Source organism: Thioalkalivibrio sp. ALR17-21 (genome assembly GCF_000420185.1).
Classification (GTDB): Bacteria; Pseudomonadota; Gammaproteobacteria; order Ectothiorhodospirales; family Ectothiorhodospiraceae; genus Thioalkalivibrio; species Thioalkalivibrio halophilus.
Genome location: NZ_ATUL01000006.1, coordinates 62,554 through 78,090 on the forward strand (window position 1 = coordinate 62,554; position 15,537 = coordinate 78,090).

Here is a 15,537-nt window from a genome sequence, read left to right on the forward strand (position 1 = left end):
ACCATGGCCACGAACGGCGAACCGGAACCGGCCGCATCCGCTCGGGACCAGGCCCGGTCCCGCGACGGGGATCATGTCCTCGCGCGCGATGCGCTGGCGCCGGAAACCGGGCGCAGCCCCGACAGCCTGCGCGAGGACGAACACGCCTGGATCCTGACCTACCTCGACGTACTGACTCTGGTGATCGTGGTCTTCGTGATCATGCTGACCTTCGCCGAACCGCGGGACGAAAGCATCCGCGCCGCCGATGACGACCCGGTGGAGCTGGTCTATCGCGACCTCTCCAATCTGGTCGATCCGCGGCTGTTCCGGCTGTCACCCGAGGCCCCGGAAGTGCCCCCCGGGCCGGTCGAAGATCCGCCGCTGGCCGCCGATCCGCCCTCGCCCGTGGCGACCCCGGCCGACGACCCGCCGCCGGAGGCCGATCCCGAGGCAGTGCGCGACATGCGCGACCGCGCACCGGAGGGCGTCGAGGTCATCGAACAGCCCGGCAGCATCGAGCTGCGGATCCAGGACGACATCCTGTTCGCCACCGCGCAGGCCGATCTGGCCGCCGACGGGCAGGCGTTGCTGGACGACCTCCTTCCGCTGCTGGAAGAACACGAGGGTCGCGTGACCATCGAGGGCCATACGGACAACGTGCCCATCGCGACCCCGCGCTTCCCGTCGAACTGGGAACTCTCCTCGACGCGCGCCAGCGGTGTAGTGCGCTATCTCGTCGACCGCGGCATCAACCCCGGCATCCTGCAGGCGGTCGGCCACGCGGACACCCGTCCGGTGGCCGACAACGACACCCCCGAAGGGCGTGCGGAGAACCGCCGCGTATCCATCGTGCTCGAAACCCCCGCCGACTCCTGAGGCCGTGATCAGACGGCCTCGCCGGCGGCGTGACCGGAGGCCCAGGCCCACTGAAAATTGTGGCCCCCGAGATGCCCGGTGACATCCACCACCTCGCCGATGAAATAGAGCCCCGGGTATCCCTTTGCCTCGCAGGTGCGCGACGACAGCGCGCGGGTGTCCACGCCCCCGGCCATGACCTCCGCACGGGCATAGCCCTCGGTCCCCGACGGCGTGAACACCCAGGGCTGGAGACGACCGGCCAGCGCGGCCAGGTCGGCGTCGGAGAACCGCTCCAGCGGCCGCTCCGCCACCTCCGGATCCAGCCAGTGCCGGGCGACCCGCCGGGTGAGCCATTCGCCCAGCACCCGGAGCAGCTGGCGCTTCGGCGTGTCTTCGCGCGCTGCGCGAAGCCCCTGTTCCAGAGACTCACCGGGGAAGAAATCCACCGTCACCGATTGCCCCGGCTGCCAGTACGAGGAGACCTGCAGGATCGCCGGACCACTCACGCCCCGGTGGGTGAACAGCACATTCTCGCGAAAGCCCGCATCGCCCGCCTCGGCCACCGCGTCCAGCGCAATGCCGGACAGCCCCTCCACCGCCGTACGTGCGTCACCGTCCAGGGTCAGCGGAACCAGCGCGGGCCGCGTCGGCTCCAGCGGGATATCCAGGCGTTGTGCCAGATCCAGGCCGAAGCCCGTCGCGCCCATCCGCGGGATCGGGTAGCCGCCGGTCGCGATCACCAGGGATTCGGCCTCGATGACCGCGGACGGCGTGCGCAGGCGCCACGGCGCTTGATCGGTGACAACCTCCACGGGCGTGGACGTCCGCAGGGTCACCCCGGCCGTGGCGCATTCGTCCAGCAGCATGCGCACGATGTCCTTCGACGAACGATCGCAGAACAGCTGACCGAGCTTCTTTTCGTGATACGGGATCCCGTGCGCCGCCACCAGGGCCACAAAATCCCGGGGCGTGTAACGCGCCAGGGCCGATTTCACGAAATGCGGATTCGCGGACAGGAAGTTGTCCGGCCCGCATTCCATGTTGGTGAAGTTGCAGCGGCCGCCCCCGGACATCAGGATCTTCTTGCCGGCCCGGTCCGCGTGATCCAGAAGGACCACGCGGCGCCCGCGCGCTCCCGCCACCGCCGCGCACATCATGCCCGCGGCCCCGGCCCCGATCACCGCAACATCGAAGATTTCCGTCGATTCGTTCATTGGCGGGGATTCTACCCGAACAGGCCGCGCGGGCGGATCCATGCCGCCGGACAGGCACCAACTTGCCGGCATGGAACCCGTTCCCTGTACTATACTTGTATCCGGAAAGGCCTCGGGGGGCTTGCAAGCTGGTTTCGTGCGTCTCTCCCGCACCTTTCCGGGCATACCCCCTGCGTGGCCCTGCCGACAGCGAACCTGAACAGGAGCGACCCATGATCAACGGGATCGGACCCAATCCGGCCGCCATGGCCAGCCAGACCGCCGCCATGAACGCCAACCAGAATCCGGCCCAGAATCGTGCCGAGGGGGCTCAGCAGCCCGGATCGGCCCAGGCCCCGCAGGCCAGCTCCGGAGCACAACCGGCCCAGCCGGGTCAGGCCACGTCCGTCGGCGCCAGCCAGGGCGCCACCGCCCCGTCGCCCCAGGCGGCCGACACCCCCTCGGCCGCGCGCGGCATCGAGCAGGCCAGCGGCACCCAGGAAGCAAACGCCACGGGCGGGGCCACGGCCGCCGGTGCCATCAACGGGCCGGAGGGCGGTAACGCCGTCAGCGCCACCGACGAGGCGAGCAGCGTCGACGGGGCCGGCAACAACGGTGACGACCGATCCGTCCAGCTGGCCGCCCGCGAAGAGGAACAGGTGGCCGAAGACAATCTGGCCGCTACCCTGATGCCCGACGGCACCATGGACAACCGTGGCATCAACACCGCGGGCTCCACCCTCGACATCCAGGTCTGACACCGCGGCTGCCCGCCGACCGGCCCGGCGGGCAGCGCACGGTCTCGACCGACCGGACCTGCCGCGACCCCCACCTGCACCATTCCGGCGGACGGCCACCCTTACACGCGGAAGCGCTGGGTCATCTCCTGCAGTTCGCGCGCCAGGCGCATCAGTTCCGCTGCCGAATCACTGGCCTGGCTCGCCCCCTCGGCGTTCTGCTCGGCCTCTTCGGTCACCGTCGCCACATTGCGGTTGATGGTCTCCGCGACCTGGCTCTGCTCCTCGGCCGCGCTGGCGATCTGGTCAATCATCTCGGTGATCGACTGCACCGCCTCGCGGATATCATCCAGCGCCGAACCCGCCTCGCCGGCCTGATCCACGGTCGCGCGTGCCCGCTCCTCGCCGGCCTGCATCACCTCCACCGCGTTGCGCGTGCCCCCCTGCAGGGTCTCGACCGTGCGCCGGATCTCCTCGGTGGATTCATGCGTACGCGACGCGAGGGCCCGCACTTCGTCGGCCACCACCGCGAAGCCACGTCCCGCCTCTCCGGCACGTGCGGCCTCGATCGCGGCGTTCAGCGCCAGCAGATTGGTCTGTTCGGCAATCTCCTGGATCACCTGCAGGACCTTGCCGATGCTCTCCGAGTCCTGCTCGACCCGCTGGATTGCCTCCGCGGCACGATGCACTTCCGAGGCCAGCTGCTCGATCCCGGTTACGGTCCGCTGCACCACCTCCTGGCCACTGCGCGAAGATTCCAGAGAGCGGTGTGCCGCCTCGGTCGCCGATTGCGAGTTACGGGCCACATCCTGGGCCGTGGCGGTCATCTCGTTCATCGAGGTCGCCACCTGCTCGATCTCCCGACGCTGACGATCCCCGCCTTCGCGCGTGCGATCGGACACGTTCGAGACCTCTTCCGCGGCCGAAGTCAGCTGCCCGCTGGAACCGACCACCGCACCGATCAGGGAGCGGAACTGTTCCATCACGTCGTTGAACGCGCTGGCCGCGCGCCCGACCTCGTCATCGCCGTGCACGTCCAGCCGCCGGGTCAGATCGCCCCCGCCCCCGGCGATGTCACGCAGCCCTTCCGTCATCTCGGCGAGGGGGCGCGTAACGAAACGGCGGATGAACAGAAAGATCGCACCCAGCAGCGGCAGGCTGACCAGGATCGCGAAGCCGAACAGCTGGATCCCGAAATTCGTCGCCCCCTCGTGCACCTCGGTCATGTCGAGACGCATGGACGTGGCCCCGAGAACCTCGCCTTCCTCCGCGACCCCGTGACAGGTCATGCAGTTGCGCCCCAGGTAGTCGCGCTCATTGCGGATCGGCATGACCACGCGGAGCTCGTCCGTCTCGCGGTCCACGCTGACGAACGATTCGCCACCGGCGAGGACCTCGCGCTCGATTTCATCACGGGGGGCGCTTTCTTCCGTCCCCTCACCCCACTGTTCGATCACGCCGTCGCCGCGCACGGCACGGAGATCCCGCACATTGCCCATTTCCTGGATCTGTTCCATGAACTCGTGACGCTGGTCCATGGTGCCGGTGATCATCAGGGTCGTCAGTCCGGCCCAGGTCATCTCGTGCAGGCTGCCGGCAAAATGCCCGGCCTGCTCCTGTGCGGTGTCACGCTGCTCCAGCACCGCCCATCCGATCATGCCGGACCAGACGAAGACCAGGATCAGCCAGATGACGCCGAGCAGCCTCAGCCAGATGGGAAGATCGTACAGGCGACGCAGCATGCGGTTACCCCGAGGTCATGGATTGCGGGCGCCCGGACTCACCGGCGCCTCCATCCGGGTTTTCGGCCGTTCGGCCCCAACCTTGAATGGCCGAAGGGACCTGCGAAGACCCGGCAGGCACCCCGCAAACGAAAAGGCCCGCCGGCATAAAGCCGGCGGGCCTGCAATCGAAGATGGAGGCTGGGCCCGGAATCGAACCGAGGTACGCGGATTTGCAGTCCGCTGCATCACCACTCTGCCACCCAGCCGGGGCAAGGCTTGTTCGACGGTCATGGATGCCGCCGAAACAGAAAGCCCCGGCGGTGCCGGGGCTTCGGGAAATCGTTTGGAGCGGGAAACGAGATTCGAACTCGCGACCCCAACCTTGGCAAGGTTGTGCTCTACCAGCTGAGCTATTCCCGCCCGTCGACAGATGCGTATTCTACAGACAGCGCCGGCGTCGTCAACACCGGATACAAAAAATTCGTTCAGGCGTCCCGGGCCGCGGCCAGCATGTACTGCACCATGGACACCAGCGTCAGCACCGCCGCCAGGTACAGCAGCCATTCCCCGATCAGGAACAGCGACAACCCCGCCACCGGCTCGGCCCACAGCAGCAGGAAGATGGCCACCATCTGGGCGCTGGTCTTGAACTTGCCGATCCAGGACACGGCCACCTTCGCGCTCGTTCCGACCTCGGCCATCCATTCACGCAGCGCCGAGATCGCGATCTCGCGGCCGATGATCACGATCGCGGCCAGCGCCAGCCCCAGGCCGGGGTTGTGGTCCACCACCAGCACCAGCGCGGCGGCGACGATCAGCTTGTCCGCCACCGGGTCGAGAAAGGCACCGAAGCGGCTGGTCACCGACCAGCGCCGGGCCAGATAACCGTCCAGCCAGTCGGTCACCGCGGCCAGCGCAAAGATGATGGCCGCCACGATCCCCGCCACCGGCATCGGCAACGCATAGAAGGCCCCGATCATCAGCGGGATCATCACGATGCGCGACCAGGTCAGCCAGGTGGGGAGTCGTGGAAACATATCGGATCAGGCCTCGTGGAACTGGTCGTAGATCGCCTGCGCCAGGCGGCGATTGATGCCGGGCACCTTGGCCAGCTCGTCGACCCCCGCGCGGGAGACCCCGCGCAGCCCGCCAAAGTGCTTGAGCAATGCAGTGCGACGCTTGGGCCCCAGCCCGCGGACCGACTCCAGGGTGGACTCCTTGCGCGCCTTCGCCCGCCGCGCCCGATGACCGCTGATCGCGAAACGATGGGCCTCGTCACGGATCTGCTGAATCAGGTGCAGTGCACTCGAATGGGGCGGCAGTATAGAAGGCGCCTCCACCCCGCTCAACACCAGGGTTTCCATGCCGGGCCGGCGCTCTTCGCCCTTGGCCACCCCGACCACCCGGATGTGATCCAGCCCCAGATCGGCCAGCACGTTCAGCGCCTGGGTCACCTGTCCCTTGCCGCCGTCGATGAACAGGATGTCCGGTTCCCGGCCCTCGCCCTTTTTCAGCCGCGCGAAGCGACGGCTCAGCGCCTGGTGCATCGCGGCATAGTCATCGCCCGGCTCGATCCCTTCGATGTTGAAGCGCCGGTAATCGGATTTGATCGGCCCCTCCGGCCCGAACACCACACAGGACGCCACGGTGCCCTCGCCGCGGGTGTGCGAGATGTCGAAACATTCCATGCGCTGCGGCGGTGCCTCAAGTTCCAGCTCCGCGGTGAGCGCATCCAGGCGTGCGGTCTGCCCGGCCTGACTGGCCAGCCGGGTCTTCAGGGCCTGCTCGGCGTTGCGCTGCGCCATGTCGACCCAGCGGGCGCGTTCGCCCCGCAGCGACCAAGCAAGCCGCACGCGTGCCCCGCGGCGTTCGCCCAGCAGGGTCTCCAGGGCCTCGGCCCCTTCCGGCGCGTGCGACAGCAGCACCTGCGGCGGTGGCTCACGTTCGGCGTAGTACTGAGCGAGGACCGCAGCCATGATCTCGTCGTGGCCCGCCGCCTCGGGGACGTCCGGGAACAGTTCACTGTTGCCCAGATTCTGGCCATTGCGAACGAAGAACACCTCCACCGCAAAACTCCCGCCCGACTGCGCCAGGGCGATCACATCGGCATTGCCCTCGCCGCCGGCTACAAACTGCTGCTGCGAGATCTCGCGCAGCCGGCCGATCTGATCGCGCAGGCGCGCCGCCTTCTCGAACTCGAGTGCGGCCGAGGCGGACTCCATGCGTTCCATCAGATCACCGATCACCGCCTCGCTGTCACCCTCCAGGAAACGCACGCTGGCCTCGACGTCGCGGGCGTACTCCTCCGGTGAAATATAGTCCACGCAGGGGGCGGTACAGCGACCGATCTGGTACTGCAGACACGGCCGACTGCGATGCGCGAACACGCTGTCCTCGCACTGGCGCACCTGAAACAGCTTCTGCAGCAGTGCAAGGCTTTCGCGCACCGCCCCGGCCGACGGATAGGGCCCGAAATAGCGGACCCCCTTTTTCTTCGCCCCGCGATGAAACCCCAGACGCGGATATTCGTGTCCGGAAACAAAGATATAGGGGTAGCTCTTGTCATCGCGCAGCAGCACGTTGTAGCGCGGCCGGTGCTGCTTGATGAGATTGGCCTCCAGCAGCAGCGCTTCGGATTCGGTGTGCGTGACCGCGATGCGGATGTCCGCGATCTGCCGCACCATCGAACGGATGCGCGGACCGCGGTCATCCCCGCCGCGGAAATAACTGGTGACGCGGCTGCGGAGGTTGCGGGCCTTGCCCACATAGAGCACCTTCCCGTCCACGTCCAGCATCTGGTACACGCCGGGCGAACGGGTCAGGTTCTCGAGGAAGGGTTCGGGGTCGAATCCGGTCTCTGGCGCGCTCATGGCGCTTTCAGGATACCTGTTCACGGATGCGGGCGAACAGCCTCCGGAACATCGCCGGGGTCAGGCGCCCGGTCTGGGTGTTGTAGCGCGAGCAGTGATAGGAGTCCACCAGCACGGTGTCGTCATCCAGCCGGTGCTCCGCGGCGTGGGCAAACGGGTGTCGGGCGAGTGCCAGCCCGCGCGTGCGTAGCACCGCGTCGTGGGCGACCTTGCCCAGCGCCAGGATCACGCGCGGACGGACCCCGGCGATCTCCGCCGCCAGGTAGCCGTTGCATTCGCGGATCTCGGCGGTGGTCGGACGGTTCTGCGGCGGCAGACATTTCACCGCATTGGTGATGCGGCAGTCGTGCAGCATCAGACCGTCATCGGCCCGCTCGCTGTCGGGCGCGCTGGCAAAACCGTATTCGTGCAGGGTGGCGTACAGCAGGATGCCGGCATAATCGCCGGTGAACGGCCGCCCCGTCGCGTTGGCCCCGTGCATTCCGGGGGCGAGACCAACGATCAGCAGCCGTGCATCGACCGGTCCGAACGACGGTACCGGAGCCGCATGGTAGCGGGGGTGCTCCGCACGTACCTCGTCGAGGAACTGCGCGAGGCGGGAACAGCGCCGACAGTCGGGGGCAAACCCTCCGGACGGTTCCGGAGGCGGCGCCCCCTCCGCCGGGTTACTCACCCCGCTCCCACTCGCTGTAGGGGTGGCGCGCCAGTTCGGTGTTGTAATAGCGCGGATCGTGCGAGACCTCGTCGCCGAGCCATTCCGGACGCGGAAATTCGGCGTCCGCATCGTCGAGTTCCAGCTCGGCGACGATCAGCCCCGCATTCGCCCCGTGGAATTCGTCCACCTCGAACACCCAGCCGTGGTGATCGACCCAGTGCCGGGTCTTCTCCACCTGCGCTCCGGCAAGGGTATCCAGCATTGCGTGTGCTTCAGCTTCCGGAACCGGGTACTGGTATTCGTCGCGCTCCACGCCCAGGGTCGCGCTCTTGATGTTGAGGTTGGCGGCCCCCGACTCCACCCGCACCCGGATGGAGGCCCGCTCGTTGCCGCACAGGTAGCCCTGGCGCATGTAACAGGACCGGCGCGCCTGCTCGCGCCAGCCGTCCCCTGCCAGCAGGAACTTGCGTTCGATTTCGCGTCCCATGTCGGTGTTTCCCCTACATGCGGATCAGGGCCGAGCCCCAGGTGAAGCCGCCGCCGAAGGCCTCGGTCAGGATCAGGTCCCCGCGCTTGATGCGTCCGTCGCGTACCGCCGTGTCCAGCGCCAGCGGCACCGAGGCCGCCGAGGTGTTTCCGTGTCGATCCACGGTGACCACCACGTCATCCATGGACATGTTCAGCTTCTTCGCGGTGGCCTGGATGATGCGGATGTTGGCCTGATGCGGGACCAGCCAGTCCAGTTCCGACTTGTCGATCCCGTTGTGCTCCAGGGTTTCGTCGACGATCTGGTCCAGGGTATTGACCGCCACGCGGAACACCGCCCGGCCCTCCATGCGGATGAAGTCCAGATCGGGGTTGTCACCGGGCTGCGAGATGCCCCCCGGGACTTCCAGCAGGGACCGGTGCTGGCCGTCGGCATGCAGGTGGGTGGAGATGATGCCGGGATCAGTGGACCGCGAGAGCACCACCGCGCCGGCACCATCGCCCCACAGGATGCAGTTCGAGCGGTCGGTGTAATCGGTGATGCGCGACAGCGTCTCGGCCCCCACCACCAGCACGTGCCGTGGCCCACCATTGCGCATGAAACGGTCGGCGGTCGCCAGGGCGTACACGAAGCCGCTGCACACCGCCTGGATATCGAACGCCGGGCAGCCACCGATGCCCAGCTTGGCCTGCAGGATACAGGCGGTGCTGGGGAAGATCTGGTCGGGCGTCGTGGTCGCCACCAGGATCAGGTCCAGGTCGGAGGCCTTCAGGCCGGCTGCATCCAGAGCACGCTGCGACGCCTGCAGCGCCAGATCCGAGGTCAGCTCCTCTTCCGCGGCGATGTGCCGCTCGCGGATCCCCGTGCGCTCGCGGATCCAGGCGTCGGAGGTCTCGACCATGGATTCCAGTTCCTCGTTGGTGAGGATGCGCTCGGGGAGGTAGCTCCCGGTTCCGGCAATACGGGCGTGGTTCACTCCGGCGTCTCCTGCCGCAGCAGCCGCTCCAGCTGCTTGTCGATGCGGGTCGCGATATTGGCCTCGGCCTCGATCCGCGCGATGCGGATGGCATTGGCGAAGGCCAGCGAATCCGCGCTCCCATGACTCTTGATGACGATGCCCTGCAGCCCCAGCAGCGAGGCGCCGTTATAGCGCCGGTGATCGAACCGCTGGCGCAGTCGGCGCAGCACCGGCAGGGCCATCAACCCGGCCAGACGCGAGTACAGCGAGCTGCGGAACTCGGCCTTCATGTTGCTGGTGATCATCTTCGCCACGCCTTCGCTGGTCTTCAGCGCGACGTTGCCGACGAAGCCGTCGCACACCACCACGTCGACGTCACCGCAGTAGACATCGTTGCCCTCGACAAAACCGACGTAGTTCAGTGAGGACTCCTCGAGCATGCGCCCAGCTTCGCGCACGCGGTCGTTGCCCTTGATCGCCTCCGAGCCGATGTTCAGCAGACCGACCCGCGGGCTGTCCAGGCCGTCCACGGCCTTCGCCAGCACCGAGCCCATCACCGCGAACTGATACAGGTGCTCGGCCTCGACATCGACGTTGGCGCCCAGATCCAGCATGTGGGTATGGGTGTTCATCGACGGCAGGGCGGTGGCGATTGCCGGCCGGTCGATCCCGGGCAGGGTCTTGAGCACGTAACGCGCGGTGGCCATCAGTCCACCGGTGTTGCCGGCGCTCACGCAGGCCTGGGCCTCGCCCTTGCGCACCTGGTCGATGGCGACCCGCATGGAGGAGTCCCGCTTGGTACGCAGGGCGACCGCGGGCAGTTCCTCCATGCCCACTACCTGGGACGCATGGACGATCTCCACCCGCTCACGCTCCGCAGCGTTCCAGTCCTCCAGCTCCGGCTCGATCACCGCCTGATCGCCGACCAGCTGCAGCCGGAAGTCACCCTTGCCCTTCAGGGCCTGACGCGCCGCCGGAAGCACCACGGGCACGCCGTAATCGCCGCCCATCACGTCAAGGGCGATGGTGTAGCTGCTGCTCATGCCGAGTACCGTTGTGGCTGCCGGAACCGGGGCTCCCCGGAAACAACGGGGCCACGAGGCCCGTTACCCCATGGCCCCCGCATGTCCTGCAATTCAGTCTTCGTCGTCGTCGACTTCGACCGGCTGCTGCACGACCTGACGGCCGCGGTAGAAACCATCCGGCGTCACGTGATGCCGGCGATGGATCTCGCCCGTGGTCGGATCGGTGGACAGGGTCGCGCCCTTGAGCCCGTCGTGGGAACGGCGCATGTCGCGCTTGGAACGGGTCTTGCGGCGTTGCTGAACGGCCATGATGAATCTCCAGATTGAAGCCAGTTGGTACGGATAGCCCGTAAAACGGGCGGCAGTATAGCGTTTCACCGCGGCGAATGCCCGCCCCGGTACCTGCGGTCGGGTCAGGAGTCGTCCCCGCGGCCGGCGAGGTCGTCCTTCAGCCCGGCCAGCACCGCAAATGGATTCTCGCGTCCCTCGCCCTCGGCGAATTCGTCCGTCCGACCGGTGTTGCAGTCTTCGTGGCGCGGCACCAGCGGCCAGGCCAGCAGGACCTCTTCCTCCACCCAGTCGCGCGGGCGCAGCAGGCCCTCGACATCCAGCTCGACGAAGTCGTCACCGGCATCGAGGCCCTCGATGGATCCCTCCAGCGGCACCAGCACCGCATCCGGCGTCAGGCGGAAATGCCAGGCCATCGGCTGCAGACAGCGCTGGCACTCGTGCCACAGCTCGCCCTCGATGGTCCCGGAGAGCCTCAGCTCGCCCAGCGCCCCCCGCCGGATCTCGAACCGCGCCGCCACATGCAGCGGATGGCCCTCCAGCGACTCGGCACGCAGACGCGGCAGATCGCCGGCCACGAGCGCGTCCATGACGAACTCGCGCTGCTGGACGCGGGGCTGCTGCGGATCAAGTGAGGCGGGGACGCGGCTCATACAAACAGGACCGTGTACAAGGGCGCGGATTATGCGCGCGCGCGAACGGGGCGTCAAACCGAAACAGAAACTTGCGAGCACCCCCCGGGCGTGTCGATACTGCGGTTTCCAGGGTCGCCCGGAGAGCGATGTTGATCCGCAAACTCCTGATCGCCAACCGCGGCGAGATCGCCGTCCGGATCATCCGCGCCTGCCACGAGCTGGGCGTCACGCCGGTGGCCGTGCATACGGACGCCGACCGCCACGCCCTGCATGTCCATCGCGCGACGGAAGCGGTCGACCTCGGCCCCGACACCGAGTCCGGTTACCTCGATATCGCCCGACTGGTGGAAGCCGCCCGGACGCGGGGTTGCGACGCCGTGCATCCGGGCTACGGCTTCCTGTCGGAAAACGCCGATTTTGCCGAGGCCGTCACGCAGGCCGGCCTGATCTGGGTGGGTCCGCCGGCCGAGGTCATCCGCCGCATGGGCGACAAGGTCGCCGCGCGGGCGACCATGCAGGCGGCCGGTGTCCCGGTTACGCCCGGGTCCGAAGGCAACGTCGCCGACGCCGCCGATGCACGCGCGGTCGCCGACGCAATCGGTTATCCGGTAATGCTCAAGGCGACCAGCGGTGGTGGCGGCCGCGGGATCCGCCTGTGCGAGGACCCCGAGGCGGTGGAACAGCAGTTCGAGCGCGTGCGGTCGGAGGCAACCCGTGCCTTCGGTAACACCGAGATCTTCCTCGAAAAGGCGGTGGTCAATCCGCGCCACATCGAGGTCCAGATCCTCGCCGATACCGAGGGGCGCGCCGTCCACCTCTACGAGCGCGACTGCTCCATCCAGCGGCGTCACCAGAAGCTCCTGGAGATCGCCCCCTCGCCGGCCCTGACGAGCGACCAGCGGGAACACCTCGGCGCCCTGGCGGTGCGCGCCGCCGAGGCGGCGGGCTACCGCAATGCCGGGACGGTCGAGTTCCTCCTGGATCACGACGGATCCTTTCATTTCATGGAGATGAATACACGACTTCAGGTGGAACATCCGGTCACCGAGATGATTACCGGTGTCGATCTGGTGCAGGCACAGCTGCGCGTGGCGGCCGGTGAACCGCCGGGTTTCACCCAGGCCGACATCCGTCCACAGGGGATGGCGATCGAATTCCGCATCAACGCCGAAGACCCGGCGAACGATTTCCTCCCCGACATGGGCCGGATCACCCGTTTCGTTCCGCCCGGGGGCCCGGGCGTGCGTACCGACAGCGCCCTGTACGATGGCTACGTGATCCCGCCGAATTTCGACTCCATGTGCGCCAAGCTGATCGTTCACGCCAGCGGCTGGGCATCCCTTCTGCCACGCTGCGAACGTGCGCTGAACGATCTGGAACTGCGCGGCGTACGCAGTACCGTGCCCTACCATCTGGCCATCCTGAATGACACGGACTTTCGCCGGGGGGTGTTCGATACCGGGTTCATCGCCGCCCGACCGCACCTGGCACGGGCTCAACCGCCACCCGACCCGCGTCACCGCGCCGCGGTGGTGGCAGCCGCCATCGCTGCTCACCACGGACTTTAGCAGGCTCACATGTCCGGACCGTTCACTTGTTCCCAGCCAATGGATCGCCCATGGACCGCGTTCGCCTGACCGACGTGACCCTCCGCGACGGGCACCAGTGCCTGATCGCGACCCGCCTGAGGACCGAGGACATGCTGCCGGCCTGTGCGCAGCTGGATGCCATCGGCTTTCATTCCCTCGAGGTCTGGGGCGGTGCCACCTTCGATGCCTGCCTGCGCTACCTGGGCGAGGATCCGTGGGAGCGTCTGCATCGCCTGAAGGCGGCCCTGCCCCGCACCCCGCTACAAATGCTTCTGCGTGGCCAGAACCTGCTGGGCTATCGCCATTACGCCGACGACGTGGTGCGCGCCTTCGTGGAGCGCGCGGTGGCCGGCGGGATCGACATCATCCGCATCTTCGACGCGATGAACGATGCGCGAAACCTGAGGGTGGCGATCGAGGCGACCCGCGAGACCGGGGCGCACGCCCAGGGTACGCTCTGCTACACCACCGGGCCGGTGCATGACAGCGGCCAGTTCGTGGCGCTGGCGCGCGAACTCACGGCCATGGGGGCGCAGAGCATCGCGATCAAGGACATGGCCGGCCTGCTGACACCTTCGGCCACGCGCGAACTGGTCACCGAACTGGTCGACGCCCTGGACGTACCCGTGCATCTGCATGCCCACGCGACCTCGGGCCTGTCCGAGCTGTGCCACTGGGAGGCGATCCGTGCCGGCTGCCGGCACATCGAAACCGCACTGACACCGTTTGCGGGCGGCACCAGCCATCCGCCCACGGAAAGCATGGTGGCCGCGCTGGCCGGCACCGAACACGACACCGGCCTGGATCTGGAGGCCCTGCAGACCGTCGCCCGCCATTTCCACGACGTGCGGCCGAAATACCGCCGCTTCGAGAGCCGCTTCACCGGGGTGGACACCCGGGTTCAGGTCAACCAGGTGCCCGGCGGCATGGTCTCCAATCTCGCCAGCCAGCTGCGCGAACAGGGTGCCCTGGACCATTTCGACGCGGTGCTGGAGGAAGTGCCGCGGGTCCGCGAGGACCTAGGATACCCGCCGCTGGTCACCCCGACTTCGCAGATCGTGGGCACCCAGGCCGTGCTGAACGTGCTGAGCGGAGAACGCTACGCCCGCATCACCAACGAGGTGAAACGCTATCTCGGCGGCCACTACGGCCGGGCCCCGGGGCCGGTGAACGAAGCCGTCCGTCGTCAGGCCATCGCCGACGGGCCGGTCCTGGAAGAACGCCCCGCCGACCGGCTGGAGCCGGAAATGGAACGGCTGACCGCCGACGCCGGCGACCTCGCCGAATCCCCCGAGGACGTCCTGACCTGCGCGCTGTTCCCCGAGATCGGACAGCGCTTCCTCGAGGACCGACGCGCCGGGACCCTCGCCCCGGAACCCCTGGACCTGCCCGGCGATGACCGTCCCGGCTGCCCCGCCCCGCGGCGTTTCACGGTGCAGCTCGACGGCGAAGCGCACGAGGTGGAAATCCGCGGCAGCGGGCCGCGCGACGATGGGACCCGGAACCTGTTTCTGAGCGTGGACGGCGTTCCCGAAGAGATCGGCCTGGTCACCCACGACAGCATCGAGCTGGCCCCGTGGGGCAGCAGCGCGACGGCGCCGCCGGCGTCGTCGCCGGTCGCAAAAAGCAAGCCGGGCCCGAGCGCCGGTCCGGGCGATGTCACCACCACCATGCCCGGAACCGTGGTGGACATCCTGGTGGCCCCGGGAGATCCGGTGGAGGCCGGGCAGGCGGTGGTGGTGGTCGAGGCGATGAAGATGGAATCCGAACTCGTCGCCCCCGCCGGAGGCACCGTGACCGCAGTACATGTGGAACGCGGCGCCGCGGTGACCGCCGGGTGCGTGCTGGTGACGGTCGAAACCGCCGTCGCCACGGGAGACTGAGCCATGCCATCGCCGGAACGCAGCGTCATCCTCGCCTCGACCTCGCCCTATCGCGCACAGCTGCTGCAGCGTCTGGCGCTGCCGTTCGGCACCGATGCCCCCACCGTTGACGAAGGGCCGTACGCTGGCGAAGCACCGGCGGATCTGGTCCGCCGCCTGGCCGAAGCCAAGGCACGCGCGGTCAGCGGGCGCCACGGCGACGCGCTGATCATCGGTTCCGACCAGAACGCCGCCCATGCCGGGCGCATCCTGGGCAAACCCGGAGACGAAACAAGCGCCCGCGAGCAACTGGCGATGCTGTCGGGGGGCACGGTCACCTTCCACACCGGGCTTTGCCTGCTGGACACCGCAACCGGCGAGGCGCGAGTGGAAGAGGTCCCCTGCCGGGTGACCTTCCGCGATCTGGACGCCGCCGAGATCGCCGCGTACGTACGCCAGGACCAGCCGCTGGACTGCGCCGGCAGTTTCCGTTCGGAAGGCCTGGGCATCAGCCTGTTCGAGCGCATGGACACCGAGGACCCCACCGCACTGGTCGGCCTGCCCCTGATCCGCCTGGCCGCCCTGCTGCGCGCGGCGGGCGTGAGCGTTCCCCCGCGTACCTGAATCCGGGACATTGGTCCCGCAGCGGTTTGCGAGTATGATTCGCGCGACTG

The 15,537-nt window shown here is 67.9% G+C and carries 15 protein-coding genes and 2 tRNA genes; 5 read left to right on the top strand and 12 right to left on the bottom strand.

What is annotated here, in order from left to right:
- The first annotated feature begins 3 nt into the window (after positions 1 to 3).
- Positions 4 to 858 (top strand): OmpA family protein, encoded by an 855-nt coding sequence (locus G020_RS0104645; RefSeq protein WP_024328825.1) that lies wholly within the window; start codon positions 4 to 6, stop codon positions 856 to 858.
- Between the two features lie 8 nt (positions 859 to 866).
- On the opposite strand, the gene G020_RS0104650 is transcribed toward G020_RS0104645, so the two are convergent.
- Complete coding sequence (locus G020_RS0104650) at positions 867 to 2,054, bottom strand: NAD(P)/FAD-dependent oxidoreductase (RefSeq protein ID WP_024328826.1); 1,188 nt, start codon at positions 2,052 to 2,054, stop codon at positions 867 to 869.
- A gap of 212 nt (positions 2,055 to 2,266) precedes the next feature.
- Here G020_RS0104650 and G020_RS0104655 point away from each other — a divergent pair, with 212 nt between their 5' ends.
- Positions 2,267 to 2,791 carry a hypothetical protein gene (locus G020_RS0104655; RefSeq protein WP_024328827.1) on the top strand — a complete coding sequence of 175 codons (525 nt, stop codon included), beginning with the start codon at positions 2,267 to 2,269 and terminating at the stop codon, positions 2,789 to 2,791.
- A 101-nt stretch (positions 2,792 to 2,892) separates the two neighbouring features.
- Here G020_RS0104655 and G020_RS0104660 read toward each other — a convergent pair whose 3' ends face one another.
- From G020_RS0104660 to G020_RS0104710, 11 genes are all read right to left on the bottom strand, one after another.
- A complete protein-coding gene (locus tag G020_RS0104660; RefSeq protein WP_024328828.1) occupies positions 2,893 to 4,512 on the bottom strand; it encodes a methyl-accepting chemotaxis protein in 1,620 nt (539 codons plus the stop codon).
- Positions 4,513 to 4,686: 174 nt separating this feature from the next.
- Positions 4,687 to 4,760, bottom strand: a tRNA-Cys gene (locus G020_RS0104665).
- Between the two features lie 78 nt (positions 4,761 to 4,838).
- A tRNA-Gly gene (locus G020_RS0104670) sits at positions 4,839 to 4,914 on the bottom strand.
- 65 nt (positions 4,915 to 4,979) lie between these two features.
- On the bottom strand, positions 4,980 to 5,531 hold the full coding sequence (gene pgsA / locus G020_RS0104675; RefSeq protein ID WP_018946049.1) for a CDP-diacylglycerol--glycerol-3-phosphate 3-phosphatidyltransferase: 552 nt from the start codon (positions 5,529 to 5,531) through the stop codon (positions 4,980 to 4,982).
- A 6-nt stretch (positions 5,532 to 5,537) separates the two neighbouring features.
- A complete protein-coding gene (gene uvrC / locus G020_RS0104680; RefSeq protein WP_024328829.1) occupies positions 5,538 to 7,364 on the bottom strand; it encodes an excinuclease ABC subunit UvrC in 1,827 nt (608 codons plus the stop codon).
- A gap of 7 nt (positions 7,365 to 7,371) precedes the next feature.
- Positions 7,372 to 8,037, bottom strand: coding sequence for a uracil-DNA glycosylase (locus G020_RS0104685; protein WP_024328830.1), 666 nt, complete (start codon positions 8,035 to 8,037; stop codon positions 7,372 to 7,374).
- Positions 8,030 to 8,506 (bottom strand): CYTH domain-containing protein, encoded by a 477-nt coding sequence (locus G020_RS0104690; RefSeq protein WP_024328831.1) that lies wholly within the window; start codon positions 8,504 to 8,506, stop codon positions 8,030 to 8,032. The genes G020_RS0104685 and G020_RS0104690 overlap by 8 nt, the downstream gene beginning before the upstream one ends.
- A gap of 13 nt (positions 8,507 to 8,519) precedes the next feature.
- Positions 8,520 to 9,482 (bottom strand): beta-ketoacyl-ACP synthase III, encoded by a 963-nt coding sequence (locus G020_RS0104695; protein WP_018869360.1) that lies wholly within the window; start codon positions 9,480 to 9,482, stop codon positions 8,520 to 8,522.
- On the bottom strand, positions 9,479 to 10,507 hold the full coding sequence (gene plsX / locus G020_RS0104700) for a phosphate acyltransferase PlsX (protein ID WP_018946053.1): 1,029 nt from the start codon (positions 10,505 to 10,507) through the stop codon (positions 9,479 to 9,481). Before plsX ends, G020_RS0104695 begins: the two co-directional genes overlap by 4 nt.
- A 93-nt stretch (positions 10,508 to 10,600) precedes the next feature.
- On the bottom strand, positions 10,601 to 10,798 hold the full coding sequence (gene rpmF, locus G020_RS0104705; protein WP_018869358.1) for a 50S ribosomal protein L32: 198 nt from the start codon (positions 10,796 to 10,798) through the stop codon (positions 10,601 to 10,603).
- 104 nt (positions 10,799 to 10,902) lie between these two features.
- On the bottom strand, positions 10,903 to 11,430 hold the full coding sequence (locus tag G020_RS0104710; RefSeq protein WP_024328832.1) for a DUF177 domain-containing protein: 528 nt from the start codon (positions 11,428 to 11,430) through the stop codon (positions 10,903 to 10,905).
- Between the two features lie 131 nt (positions 11,431 to 11,561).
- On the opposite strand from G020_RS0104710, the gene G020_RS0104715 reads away from it, so the two are divergent.
- From G020_RS0104715 to G020_RS0104725, 3 genes are read left to right on the top strand one after another with little or no spacing between them, the layout of a single operon-like run.
- Entirely contained in the window at positions 11,562 to 12,980 is a 1,419-nt protein-coding gene (locus G020_RS0104715; protein WP_024328833.1) for an acetyl/propionyl/methylcrotonyl-CoA carboxylase subunit alpha, read from the top strand.
- A 50-nt stretch (positions 12,981 to 13,030) separates the two neighbouring features.
- Positions 13,031 to 14,884, top strand: a complete 1,854-nt coding sequence (gene oadA / locus G020_RS0104720; RefSeq protein ID WP_024328834.1) for a sodium-extruding oxaloacetate decarboxylase subunit alpha — start codon at positions 13,031 to 13,033, stop codon at positions 14,882 to 14,884.
- A 3-nt stretch (positions 14,885 to 14,887) separates the two neighbouring features.
- Complete coding sequence (locus G020_RS0104725) at positions 14,888 to 15,487, top strand: nucleoside triphosphate pyrophosphatase (RefSeq protein WP_024328835.1); 600 nt, start codon at positions 14,888 to 14,890, stop codon at positions 15,485 to 15,487.
- Positions 15,488 to 15,537: the final 50 nt, after the last annotated feature.